General features: G+C 58.0%; 10 protein-coding genes. 7 read left to right on the forward strand and 3 right to left on the reverse strand.

Annotated features, from left to right (window positions below; translation table 11 throughout):
• Positions 1 to 20: 20 nt before the first annotated feature.
• The gene (locus NQ230_RS12045; RefSeq protein WP_257257823.1) at positions 21 to 815 is read right to left on the reverse strand and encodes a YdcF family protein; all 795 of its coding nucleotides are present in this window, start codon (positions 813 to 815) and stop codon (positions 21 to 23) included.
• A gap of 203 nt (positions 816 to 1,018) precedes the next feature.
• On the opposite strand from NQ230_RS12045, the gene NQ230_RS12050 reads away from it, so the two are divergent.
• The 4 genes from NQ230_RS12050 (at position 1,019) to NQ230_RS12065 (ending at position 5,915) form a co-directional block, all read left to right on the forward strand.
• Complete coding sequence (locus NQ230_RS12050) at positions 1,019 to 2,671, forward strand: MFS transporter (RefSeq protein ID WP_159514108.1); 1,653 nt, start codon at positions 1,019 to 1,021, stop codon at positions 2,669 to 2,671.
• Between the two features lie 22 nt (positions 2,672 to 2,693).
• Positions 2,694 to 3,776: an HlyD family secretion protein gene (locus tag NQ230_RS12055; protein ID WP_080327157.1), complete on the forward strand. Its 1,083-nt coding sequence runs from the start codon at positions 2,694 to 2,696 to the stop codon at positions 3,774 to 3,776.
• Positions 3,773 to 5,152, forward strand: a complete 1,380-nt coding sequence (locus NQ230_RS12060; RefSeq protein WP_257257824.1) for an efflux transporter outer membrane subunit — start codon at positions 3,773 to 3,775, stop codon at positions 5,150 to 5,152. The genes NQ230_RS12055 and NQ230_RS12060 overlap by 4 nt, the downstream gene beginning before the upstream one ends.
• Positions 5,153 to 5,255: 103 nt before the next feature.
• Positions 5,256 to 5,915: an O-methyltransferase gene (locus NQ230_RS12065; RefSeq protein WP_257257826.1), complete on the forward strand. Its 660-nt coding sequence runs from the start codon at positions 5,256 to 5,258 to the stop codon at positions 5,913 to 5,915.
• Between the two features lie 81 nt (positions 5,916 to 5,996).
• Here the strand turns inward: NQ230_RS12065 and hrpA are convergent, their stop codons facing one another.
• Entirely contained in the window at positions 5,997 to 9,899 is a 3,903-nt protein-coding gene (gene hrpA, locus NQ230_RS12070; protein WP_257257827.1) for an ATP-dependent RNA helicase HrpA, read from the reverse strand.
• A 205-nt stretch (positions 9,900 to 10,104) separates the two neighbouring features.
• Here hrpA and azoR point away from each other — a divergent pair, with 205 nt between their 5' ends.
• Entirely contained in the window at positions 10,105 to 10,710 is a 606-nt protein-coding gene (gene azoR, locus NQ230_RS12075; RefSeq protein WP_080327161.1) for an FMN-dependent NADH-azoreductase, read from the forward strand.
• A gap of 90 nt (positions 10,711 to 10,800) precedes the next feature.
• Positions 10,801 to 11,487 carry an RluA family pseudouridine synthase gene (locus tag NQ230_RS12080; protein ID WP_257257829.1) on the forward strand — a complete coding sequence of 229 codons (687 nt, stop codon included), beginning with the start codon at positions 10,801 to 10,803 and terminating at the stop codon, positions 11,485 to 11,487.
• Between the two features lie 7 nt (positions 11,488 to 11,494).
• Here NQ230_RS12080 and NQ230_RS12085 read toward each other — a convergent pair whose 3' ends face one another.
• Positions 11,495 to 12,034 (reverse strand): DUF2058 domain-containing protein, encoded by a 540-nt coding sequence (locus tag NQ230_RS12085; protein WP_257257830.1) that lies wholly within the window; start codon positions 12,032 to 12,034, stop codon positions 11,495 to 11,497.
• Positions 12,035 to 12,301: 267 nt separating this feature from the next.
• Between NQ230_RS12085 and NQ230_RS12090 the strand changes: the two genes are divergently transcribed.
• Positions 12,302 to 12,823: a DUF2778 domain-containing protein gene (locus NQ230_RS12090; protein ID WP_257257831.1), complete on the forward strand. Its 522-nt coding sequence runs from the start codon at positions 12,302 to 12,304 to the stop codon at positions 12,821 to 12,823.
• Positions 12,824 to 12,953: the final 130 nt, after the last annotated feature.

A 12,953-nucleotide genomic window follows, 5' to 3' on the forward strand; every position in this document is an offset into this window, starting at 1 on the left:
GCGAGGGAAGGGTTCCGTGCTTAGATTATCTTACGCGCCCCCGTCAGGACCGGATCGCGCTGCAGCTGTTTCCACGCGGCAATCACAGCTTCAGGAAAGTCAACGTGCGCGATAAAATCCCGCCCGGCCGGGCCATAGCCGTTAACGTCATCATACAAACGGGGCAGTTCCCCCAAAATCAGTGACAGGTAGCGGTCTACGGGCCACAGTCCTGCGCTGTCCGCGCTAAACTCCACGCCATCTTTACCGTTATGCAGTGTCGGTGTACACCCGGGATGGCTTATCCACTCCGGTGACACGGGCTCATCCCGACAAACGCGGGCAAACGTCGCCATCGTACGGCGCTGCATCGTCGGATCCTGCACCACCAGCACCCGCCCGGTTGCGCGCTGATGCTGTTTCAGCATGTTCCAGCTAAAATGCGCGTTCTCACCGCAGTTGGTGGAGCGATCTTCAATCCACAGGCGCGCCTCGGGGATCTTCCAGAACTCCCGCGCAATGTCGGCAAGAATGCTCGCTTCCGCCCGTCCTTCGACTTGTAAGGTGTGATAACGCGGATGACTGCGGATAGCGGCATATAAAAACGCGGTCGAGTGACCAATGCCTCCGCTAATCAGGAGCGGGATTTCTCGCTGCGCGGCAATTCGACAGGCCGCCTCAATGGTCGGGATCACCGCGTTCCCTGCCAGGATTACCGCATCGACGTCCGGGGGCTGGAGACCGCCGCTCAGGTCATCCTGCGCCAGCCATTCACCGACATTATTAATGGCCGCCAGCGTGGCATCCGGCAGGATGGGAAAATGGGTCTGTTCCATGATGAACTCCTTCTCTCTATCCCTTCAGGGTAGCGACTTCAGGTTCTCAACACAACGGCGACATCGGGCCGCTCTTTTTCCTTAAACTTCCCTTCTACATTTGATTAACATGCGTAAATCATATTCACTTGAATTATCATTTGCGGCAGACGTAGAATCGCTAGCCCGCTAATTATTCAACTCTTTCTAAGGTAAACGACGTTATGCGCCTGCCCGAACGCGACCCTTATGCTCCTCGCGAGTGGCAGCCACATGAGAAACCCGCTCTGCTGGGTTCGCCTTCCACACCCGAGCACACTACGCCAAAACGTATTGCCTACGGCGTCGTTGGCCTGCTGGTGTGCCTGACGGGGGCGCTGGGTAATGCGGTGGTGACCGCCAATCTGCAAAACCTGCAGGGGACCTTCGGGGCCTGGTCGACCGAAATCGCCTGGCTGCCCGCGGTCTACGTCATGACCAACATCTCTATCAACCTGCTGCTGGTTAAGTTCCGCCAGCAGTACGGTCTGCGCGCCTTCACGGAAGGTTTTCTGGTGCTGTACGTGCTGGTGACCTTTTTCCACCTGTTCGTTAACGATCTCAGCTCGGCGCTGATGGTTCGCGCCGCGCACGGGATGGTGGCCGCCGCGCTCAGCTCACTGGGGATTTACTATCAGATCCAGGCCTGGCCTGCGAAGCACCGCCTGAAGGCGCTCACCATCGGGATTACCGGGTCCTCGCTCGCTATCCCTCTGGCCCGCCTGTTTTCAACCGAACTGCTGCAGCTGGACGAGTGGCGCGGGCTCTATTTCTTCGAGCTCGGGCTGGCGCTGATCTCCCTGGCCTGCGTAATAGCCTTAAAACTGCCGCCGGGCGACAGGCGCAAGGTCTTTGAGAAGAAAGACTTCATCACCTTCTTTTTAATGGCCCCGGGAATGGCCCTGCTCTGCGCCGTACTCTCTTTAGGCCGTCTTGACTGGTGGTTCGAGGCGCCGTGGATCGGCTGGTCTCTGGCGCTGTCGCTGGTGCTGATTGTGGCCGCCATCGTCTTTGAACATAACCGCAGCAACCCGCTGCTGAACACCCGCTGGCTGTCGAGCGGCAGCATCGTCCGTCTGGGGCTCATCATGCTGTTGATTCGCATCGTGCTGGCAGAGCAAAACACCGGCGTCATCGGCTGGCTGCAGTACGTGGGGCTACAGAACGAGCAGATGACCCACCTCGCGTGGTCCATTTTCGCCGGGATCGTCTGCGGGATCGTCACCAGCTGTCTTACCATCAAGCCGACAAAACTTGCGTGGCCAATCATCACCTCTCTGGCGCTGATGATTGTTGCCTCGCTGCTGGACAGCCAGTCCAACAACCTGACCCGGCCGGATCAGCTGATGCTAAGCCAGTTTCTGCTGGGCTTTGGCAGCGCCTTCTTCCTGGCACCCGCCATGCTGGCCGCCATTGGCGGCGTGATCGCCGATCCGCGCAACCTGGTCAGCTTCTCGGTGATGTTCGGCATGAGTCAGAACCTCGGCGGCCTGCTGGGCTCCGCGATCCTCGGGACCTTCCAGACCTGGCGCGAGAAGTACCACTCCAGCCTGCTGGCGGACCAGCTCACCACGCTCAATCCGCTGGTCAACGAGCGTATCCAGATTTATACCCAGATGTACCGAAGCCTGATTGGCGACAGTTCGCTGCTGGGGACGCAGGCGATAACGCAGCTGCAAACGGTCACCACGCTGGAGGCGAATATTCTGGCCTACAACGATACTTATCTGCTGACGGCGAGCATCGCTGCCGCCACGCTGGTCTGGATTTTATGGCGCTTGCTACGCCTGCGCATCACTGCCCGTATGGCGCTGAAGAACGCCACCGGCAACAAATAATTGAAATAGTTCTGGAGAGTTTATGAGTCAGCAGGATGCCGCCAAAGAGCAGGCCAACACCCGCAAAAATGTGCGCATTGTTTCCATTTTCACTGCCGCTGCCATCGGTATTGTCGGCGTGCTGGTGATCCTTTATGCGTGGCAGCTGCCGCCGTTCACCCGCCACGCGCAGTTTACCGACAACGCCTACGTGCGCGGTCAGACGACGTTTATCAGCCCTCAGGTGAATGGCTATATCACCGAGGTGAAGGTTCAGGACTTTGTGCAGGTTAAAAAAGGCGACCTGCTGCTGCAGATTGATGACCGCATCTATCGTCAGCGCGTGCATCAGGCCGAGGCACAGCTGGCGATGAAAATTGCCGCGCTCAATAACAACCTGCAGCAGCGTAAAAGCGCCGAAGCGACGATTGCCAAAAACGACGCGGCGCTGAAAAATGCCCGCGCCCAGAGCCTCAAAACGCAGGCGGATTTAAAGCGCGTGAAGGATCTGACGGCGGACGGATCCCTTTCTATTCGCGAGCGCGACGCGGCGCTGGCCAGTGCCGCCCAGGGCAGCGCCGATATCGATCAGGCCAAAGCCACGCTTGAGATGTCGCGTCAGGATCTGCAGACGGTGATTGTCAATCGCGGCGCGCTGGAGGCAGATGTTGAGAACGCGAAAGCGGCGCTGGAGCTGGCGCAGATTGACCTGCAAAACACCCGCATTATCGCCCCGCGCGACGGTCAGCTCGGCCAGATTGCCGTGCGTCTCGGGGCGTATGTCACCGCCGGGACCCATCTCACCACCCTTGTGCCGCCTCAGCACTGGGTGATCGCTAATATCAAAGAGACGCAGCTTGCGGAGCTGCGCGTTGGTCAGCCTGTCAAATTCACCGTCGATGCCCTGAACGACAAAGCGTATCAGGGCCGCGTGGAGAGTATCTCTCCGGCGACGGGCGTGGAGTTCAGCGCCATCACGCCGGACAACGCCACCGGCAACTTTGTTAAAATCGCCCAGCGTATTCCGGTGCGCATCGAAGTGCTCGGTAAGCCTGAGGAGTCCGCCCTGCTGCGTCCAGGCATGTCGGTGCAGGTGACCATTGATACGCGGGAGGGAAAACAATGACCCTTCGCCCGATAGCCGGTCTGGTGCTGGCGGTGATGCTCGCCGGATGCCAGTCCGTCGACGTAAAACCGGCGCAGCCGACGCTGCAAATCCCCACCCAGTGGCGCGCCGATTCCGGCCCTGCCAGCCCGGCGGAGCGGCTCTGGTGGCGCAATTTCCACGACAATAACCTCAACCACTACGTGGACCAGGCGCTTAAAAACAACAGCGACGTGCTGATCGCCCGCGAGCGGATTAACGAGTATCAGGCTCGGGTCTTTGCTGCTGACGGCAGCCTGTTTCCGTCGCTTGACGCGGGCGTAACGGGGACGCGCGCCCGCTCGCAATCCGCCGCGACCGGGCTGCCGATCTACGGCACGCTGTACAGAGGAAGCCTGACGGCGAGCTATGACGTTGATATCTGGGGCGTCAACCGCAGCACGGCCAATGCCGCCGAAGCCTCGCTTGAGGCGCAAAAAGCCGCCGCTGCCGCCGCGGATTTGACCGTTGCGTCTTCCGTTGCCTCCGGGTATGTCACCCTGCTCTCGCTTGACGAACAGCTGCGCGTGACCGAATCCACGCTGAAATCACGCGAAGAGGCATTTAACCTCGCGAAACGTCAGTTTGAGACGGGCTACAGCTCGCGTCTGGAGCTGATGCAGTCGGATTCCGAGCTACGCTCAACGCGGGCGCAGGTTCCCGTGCTGCAGCATCAGATTGCGCAGCAGGAGAACGCCCTGAGCCTGCTGCTGGGAAGCAATCCCGGCGCGGTAGCGCGCAGCGAAAGCTTTGAGACGCTGACGCCGCTGAAGCTGCCGTCACAGCTGCCGTCTACGCTCCTGAACCGTCGACCGGATATCGTTCAGGCCGAACGACAGCTGGTTGCGGCGGACGCCTCGCTTGCCGCCTCACGCGCCAGCCTGCTACCGTCGATCAACCTGACCGCGACCGGATCGGTCCAGGATCGTACCCTTTCAGGCCTGCTGGACAACCCGCTTCAGCTCTGGAGCGTCGGGGGCAGTATTCTTGCCCCGCTGCTGAACCGCCAGGCGCTGAATGCGCAGGTTGATATTTCCCAGTCCCAGCGGAATCAGGCGCTGTACGCCTATGAAAAAACCGTGCGTAACGCGTTTGCCGAAGTGAACAACAGCCTTGATGCTATTACGCGCTATCAGGAGCAGCTAACGGAGCTGCTTGCCCAGCAGGATGTGGCGCAGGAGACGCTGCGCATTGCGCAGAATCGTAATCGCAACGGCTACTCCTCTTATCTGGACGTGCTGGATGCGCAGCGCACGCTGTACTCGGTTCAGACCAGCGTCGTGCAGGCGAAAAATAACCTGCTGCTGGCGCAGATCGATTTGTACAGGGCGCTGGGCGGCGGCTGGGTCAGTGCCTGAAGACAAGCCGGGTGGCGGCTACGCCTTACCCGGCCTACATTTCGCCCCGTAGGCCGGGTAAGGCGTAGCCGCCACCCGGCAATCCCTACCAAGGAGTCAATCTATGCAACAAAAATGGTCTGCAGTAGATAATTACATGATTTCTTCGCTTATTCCTGAAGATGACGTGCTGAGTCAGGTACTGGAAAACAACAAGCGCGCCGGGCTACCTGAACACGATGTTGCGGCCAATCAGGGTCAACTGCTGGCGCTGTTCGTGCGCATGACGCAGGCAAGACGCATTCTTGAGATCGGGACGCTGGGTGCCTATAGCTCAATCTGGATGGCGCGCGCCCTGCCGCCGGACGGAAAGCTGATTACGCTCGAGGCTGATCCGACGCATGCCGACGTTGCCCGTCAGAATATTCGCCTCGCGGGGCTGAACGATCGTATTGAATTAATTGAAGGCCCGGCGCTTAACTCGCTGGAGAATTTCGGTGACGTTCCGCCGTTCGACCTGATCTTTATCGATGCGGATAAGCCAAACAATCCCGGCTATCTGGAGTGGGCGCTGCACTATTCCCGTCCCGGCACGGTGATTATCGGCGATAACGTAGTGCGCGACGGCGAGGTCATTAACGGGCAAAGCGACGACGCGCGCGTGCTGGGCGTGCGGCGTTTTATCGAGATGATTGGGGATAACCCGCGCTTAACCGCCACCGCGCTGCAAACGGTGGGGGTTAAGGGATGGGATGGGTTTACGCTGGCAATTGTAGAACGATAACCAGCCGGGTGGCGGCTACGCCTTACCCGGCCTACATATTCTCCCGTAGGCCCGGTAAGCGCAGCGCCACCGGGCAAGGTTTTAAGCGGAAATCTGCTCCATCGCCTGCAGGATACGCTTATCCGAAATCGGATAAGGCGTACCGAGCTGCTGGGCAAAGAAGCTGACGCGCAGCTCCTCGATCATCCAGCGGATCGCCTGCACGTCTTCATCATCGCGGCGCGCCGGCGGCAGCTTGTTGAGCCACTGCTGCCACGCCTGCTGCACGCTTTCCACTTTCAGCATCTGCGCGCGATCGCGGTGCGGGTCGATAGCCATTTTTTCCAGACGTTTTTCAATCGCCTGCAGGTAGCGCAGCGTATCGCCCAGACGCTTAAAGCCGTTGCCGGTGACAAAGCCGCGATAGACCAGCCCCGCCATCTGCGCCTTCACGTCCGAGAGCCCCAGCGCCATGGTCATATCCACGCGCCCCTTCAGGCGCTTGTTGATATTGAACACGGCGGTGAGGATCTGCTCGACCTGTTTGGCAATCTCCACGACGGTGTCGTTCAGCTCCGCGCGCACCTTTTCATGAAGCTTCGCAAAGCCCTCTTCCGTCCAGACCGGACCGCCCGCCTCGTGGATCAGCTTGTCCACGCCGCAGGAGATGCAGTCGTCAATCAGATCCAGCACCTTGCCGTACGGGTTAAAGTACAGCCCCAGCTTGGCTTTGTTCGGCAACTTCTCGTGCAGATACTTAATCGGCGACGGGATGTTCAGCAGCAGCAGGCGACGCAGCCCGCGCCACATCATCTGCTGCTGTTCCAGCGGGTTATCAAACAGTTTGATCGCCACGCTGTCGCGCTCGTCCACCAGCGCAGGCCAGGCTTTGACCTTATAGTTACCGCGCTTCTGTTCGTAGCTTTCCGGAAGCTGACCAAAGCTCCAGATATGCAGCCCGCTCTGCTCGATACCGTCGTCCGCCACCGCAGAAAGCGTCTCCTGAACTTTTCCCTTCAGCGACTCTTTCAGCTCGCTCAGGGAACGTCCTTCCAGCAGCTTTTTGTTTTTATCATCCACCACACGGAAGCTGATTTTCAGGTGATCGGGCACCTGATCCCAGTTCCAGTCGTCGCGGTCGATGGTCGTCCCGGTCATGCGGCGGAATTCACGCTCCAGCGCGTCCAGCAGCGGCAGCTCCAGCGGCATGACGCGGCCTAAAAAGGCTTCCGCATAGTTTGGCGCAGGCACAAAGTTACGGCGCACCGGTTTCGGCAGGGATTTGATCAGCGCAATCACCAGCTCGCGGCGCAGGCCGGGGATTTGCCACTCAAACCCGCCCTCATCGACCTGGTTTAACAGCGGCAGCGGAATATGAACGGTCACGCCGTCCGCGTCTGCACCCGGTTCAAACTGATACGTCAGACGCAGCTTGAGGTTGCCCTGATGCCAGAAGTTCGGGTAGTCGAGCTTGCTGACCGACTCCGCCCCCTCTTTAATCAGCATGCTCTTTTCGAAGTTGAGCAGGTCCGGCGTCTCTTTGCTGGCCTTCTTCCACCAGCTGTCAAAGTGGCGGGCGGAGATCGCTTCGTGGCTGATGCGCTGGTCGTAAAACTCAAACAGCGCCTCGTCGTCCACCAGAATGTCGCGGCGGCGGGACTTGTGCTCAAGCTCCTCCACCTCGGCGCGCAGCTTCAGGTTTTCGCGGAAGAAGGCGTGACGCGTCTGCCAGTCACCCTCCACCAGCGCGTGGCGGATAAACAACTCGCGGCTGAGCGTCGGGTCAATCTGGCTGTAGTTGACCTTACGCGCGGCGACCACCGGCAGGCCGTAAACGGTCACTTTCTCGGTCGCCATTACCGCGCCCTGCGCGCGCTCCCAGTGCGGTTCACTGTACGAGCGTTTCAGCAGGTGCTGAGCCACCGGCTCGACCCACTCCGGATCGATACGCGCGGCAATGCGCCCCCACAGGCGGCTGGTTTCCACCAGCTCCGCGACCATGGTCCACTTCGGCGGCTTTTTGAACAGGCCGGAACCGGGGAAGATGGAGAAACGGGCATTACGCGCGCCGGTATACTCCTGCTTTTCGGCATCCTTCATCCCAATGTGGGACAGCAGGCCGGTCAGCAGCGCGATATGAATTTCGCGGTACTCCGCCGGTTCGCTGTTGACCGGAATGCCCAGCTCTTTCACCACCTGGCGCAGCTGGGTGTAGATATCCTGCCACTCGCGCACGCGCAGGTAGTTGAGGAAATCCACGCGGCACTGGCGGCGGAACTGGTTTGAGGAGAGCGCTTTCTGCTGCTCGCCGAGATAGTTCCACAGGTTTACGAAGGCGAGGAAATCGGATTCTTTGTCGTGGAAGCGACGGTGCTTTTCGTCAGACGCCTGCTGTTTGTCCATCGGACGCTCGCGCGGATCCTGAATGGAGAGCGCCGAGGTAATGATCATCGCCTCGCGCACGCAGCCGTGCTTTTGCGCTTCCAGCACCATACGGGCCAGGCGCGGATCCACCGGCAGCTGGCTGAGCTGGCGGCCCAGCGGCGTCAGCTTGTAGACCGTGGCCTGCTCGTCGGTGGTAATGGCGCCGAGCTCTTCCAGCAGACGTACGCCGTCCTGAATGTTGCGTTTGTCCGGCGCTTCAACGAACGGGAACGCCGCGATGTCGCCCAGCCCCAGCGCGGTCATCTGCAGGATAACGGACGCCAGGTTGGTACGCAGAATTTCCGGGTCGGTAAATTCCGGACGCGACAGGAAATCATCTTCGGAATAGAGACGAATACAGATCCCTTCCGACACGCGCCCGCAGCGGCCTTTACGCTGATTGGCGGACGCCTGAGAGACCGGCTCAATCGGCAGCCGCTGGACCTTGGTGCGGTAGCTGTAGCGGCTGATGCGCGCCGTGCCCGGGTCGATAACGTATTTGATCCCCGGCACGGTCAGCGAGGTTTCCGCCACGTTGGTCGCCAGCACAATGCGTCGCCCGCCGTGCGGCTGGAACACGCGGTTCTGCTCGCTGTTTGACAGGCGTGCGTAAAGCGGCAGAATCTCGGTGTGGCGCAGGTCGCGCTTGCTGAGCGCGTCGGCGGTGTCGCGAATTTCGCGCTCGCCGCTCATAAAGATCAGGATGTCTCCCGCGCTTTCGTTGCCCAGCTCGTCAACGGCGTCGAAGATGGCCTGCAGCTGATCGCGCTCGGTATCATCCGCCTCTTCCACAATCGGGCGATAGCGCACCTCAACCGGATAGGTACGGCCAGAGACTTCGATAATCGGCGCATTGTTGAAATGCTTCGAGAAGCGCTCCGGGTCGATGGTTGCGGAGGTAATGATGATTTTCAGATCCGGGCGACGCGGCAGCAGCTCTTTCAGGTAGCCGAGCAGGAAGTCGATGTTCAGGCTGCGTTCGTGCGCTTCGTCAATGATGATGGTGTCGTACTGCATGAGCAGGCGATCCTGCTGGATTTCCGCCAGCAGAATACCGTCGGTCATCAGCTTGACCATGGTGTTATCGCTAACGTGGTCGCTGAATCGCACCTTGTAACCAATGCAGCCGCCCGGCTCCGTCTGCAGCTCTTCGGCAATACGGTTCGCCACGGTACGTGCCGCCAGCCGACGCGGCTGGGTGTGGCCAATCAGCCCTTTTAGCCCGCGCCCCAGCTCCATACAGATTTTCGGCAGCTGGGTGGTTTTCCCCGAACCGGTTTCACCCGCGACAATCACCACCTGGTGGTCGCGAACGGCCTCAAGGATGTCCTGTTTTTTCTGGCTGACGGGCAGGTTTTCCGGGTAGGTAATCGCCGGGCGTGCGGCTTCGCGCAGCACAACTTTCCCTGCCGCCTGTTCAATCTCTTTCGCCATCTCCTGGTAAATGGCCTGTTGTGCATCAGGATTTTTAACCTTCTTCACCCCGTGCAGACGGCGGGCAAAGCGCTGTTTGTCGCGCAGCATCAGAGAATCAAGCTGTTGCAGGAGCATCGGGAAGGTTAATTTTTGTTGTTCTGTCATAGCGTTAAAGGGCAGTACACGCCCTGATAAACTCTCTTTTTAATGATTGCTATAGAGTACCACATCGACGCCTTTCGCGCCTTATTCAAAAAATTCGAACATAGGCTTCGATATATTGCGCTATCTCTGTGGCAGGATTGTGAATAGAGTGTCAACAAGCAACGGGGCAACCCCCTTCAATCAAATGCAACAACAGGAATCACCCATGAGCAAAGTATTAGTTTTAAAATCCAGTATTCTGGCAGGGTACTCTCAGTCTGGTCAGCTGTCTGATTACTTCGTTGAACAGTGGCGTGAACAGCATTCTGCTGACGAAATCACCGTGCGTGACCTGGCTGCAAACCCAATTCCTGTGCTTGACGGCGAGCTGGTTGGCGCGCTGCGCCCAAGCGATGCACCACTGTCTCCACGTCAGCAGGAAGCGCTGGCCCTGTCCGACGAGCTGATTGCTGAGCTGCAGGCGCACGACGTTATCGTCATCAACGCCCCAATGTACAACTTCAACATCCCTACCCAGCTGAAGAATTACTTCGACCTGGTGGCGCGCGCTGGCGTAACCTTCCGTTACACCGAGAACGGCCCTGAAGGTCTGGTGAAAGGCAAGCGTGCGGTTGTACTGACCAGCCGCGGCGGCATCCATAAAGACACCCCGACCGACCTGGTTGCGCCGTACCTGAGCCTGTTCCTGGGCTTCATCGGCATCACTGACGTGAACTTCGTGTTCGCAGAAGGCATCGCTTACGGTCCGGAAGTGGCGACCAAAGCGCAGACCGATGCGAAAGCCGCCATCGACAGCCTGGTTGCAGCGTAAGATTTTGCCCTCTCACCGCCAGGTGGGAGGGTTTTTCTTTTCTCCCGCATTTCGTTATCATCCGCTCCCACTCTCCAGCCGGGCGGCCTGATGTCTGCGATTATTGATTCTTTTATAGCCCCACCTTGTCACGACGACATTGAGATCCTCTGGCAGGATGAACATCTGCTGCTGATCGATAAGCCTTCCGGTCTGCTGAGCCTCTCGGGCAAAAATCCGCAAAACCTTGATTCTGTCCATTATCGTCTGGTCCAGACGTTCCCCGGCTGCACGCTGGTACACCGTCTGGATTTTGGTACGTCCGGGCTGATGGTGGTTGCGCGCAATAAGGCCATCAACGCGGCGCTGTGCCAGCAGTTCAGCCAGCGCAGCGTGGAGAAAGCCTACAGCGCCCTGCTTTGCGGACATCTGGAAAACGATGAGGGAGTGATAGACGCGCCGATTGCCAAAGACCCGGCGCTGTTCCCGCTAATGTCGATCTGCGCCATCAACGGTAAACCCGCCCGCTCCCGCTATCGGGTGGTGGAACGGTTTTATCAGGATACAGGGCTGCCGTTAACGCGGGTGAAACTGACACCGGAGACCGGGCGAACCCATCAGTTGCGTATTCACTGCCAGCAGCTGGGGCACCCGATTCTGGGCTGCGACCTGTATGGCGGTCTTGACGCGCCGGGGACTGAGGAAACGCCCCGGCTGATGCTGCATGCCAGCGAGTTGAATTTTATTCATCCCGTGAGCGGAGAGCCGGTTAACGCCCGTCACGCCGCCCCGTTCTGAATGCGGTTTACCACATCAAATCGTCAGGGATTTTGAAGTCCGCGTACGGATCGTCTTCGTCCTGTTCTTCCTGGCTGAGCGCGCTGTTTAACACGATGCTGTCGGCATCGCGCTGGGCAATTTTATCGGCCACCACCGCCGGAATAATCGCGTATTCACAGTCGCCGCTGGCGTTGATGACCAGGCGGGCAATCGCCAGACGGCCGTTGATCAGCTGAGCCTGAGTTTGCTTGTCCACGTCGATTTTTTTGATGAGATTGCCGTCGGTGAAGTTAAAGGTGATGTTGCCTCTCGCCACGGTGATGCGGTTCATCTCAATCAGCTGCTTCACCTGTGCTTTAAACTCTTTCGCCAGCACGGCCTGCTTCTGCTGCTCGCTCAGCTGCTTGTCACGCTCGATCTGCGCCTTTTTGTTCTCTTCTACCGCTTCCCGAGCTTCACGTGCCTGAACGCGTGATTTCTTTGCCGTGCGCTGCACTTTCGCCACTTTCTTGCTGCTGACTAAGCCCGCTTTCAGCATCTGCTCTTGTAAGGTGAGTTTTGTCATGATCGTTTCTAAACCGGTTGGAAATTTTGGGGATTATAGCGGGAATTGCGGAGCGTGTGCCAGAGAAGTAGGTATAGCGTTTTGTTGCCTGAGTCGGGTTCATTATTCATTCTGCATTTACTAACGTTGAAGCCTGAATAGTGGTTAAAAATTGTCAGGTCATTTTCTTAAAAAAAATGAGGAACTCATAAATATGATGTGAGTTGAATATCTGTACCCGCTTCAGGCGTAGGCTGCCTTTATCTTATTAAAAGGGTGCGGAAAAATATGGCCTTAAAAGGAACAATGCTGCTTAACGGTGCTGACTATGCGCCTTTTAACCTGCACGGCGTTGGCGTGTTTATGGCGCATTCCGGGCAGGGAATTTATAGAAACAATGGATTTTGTGGTGCAGTTAAAGGATCGGGTCCAATTCCCCCGGGTAAATACTGGATTGTTGACAGAGGGACTGGAGGTTTCTTTTCAGGGTTAAAAGCGAAGGTTCAGGATCGGTGGAACAAGGTTAGATCCGGCGCAGAATTTGGCCGCGATGAGTGGTTTGCTTTATACAAGGATGACTGGGGAATCGATGATGGTACCTGGATTGATAACGTTTATCGGGGTTTGTTTCGGCTGCATCCGGGTACGGTATCTGAAGGATGTATCACGATTGCCCATAATTCTGATTACGCATTAATCCGGAATGCTCTCATGAGTACAGAGCTTATTGAAGTTCCCTGTATGCGTTCGCTGATGGCACGCGGCTGGGTTGAGGTGGGTGAAAGTGGCTATAGCAGCACTTGCCCGTAAATGGGCCATCAGGCTATTGAAAACGGCCTGGTTTATATGCATCAGTATTATCGTAGGCCGCACATTGGGGCCCGCAGAACGCTATCTTGATCATGACGTGGCCTCGTCTATATGTAATTTTATTTATGGC

The organism is Enterobacter asburiae, from assembly GCF_024599655.1.
Lineage (GTDB): Bacteria > Pseudomonadota > Gammaproteobacteria > Enterobacterales > Enterobacteriaceae > Enterobacter > Enterobacter asburiae_D.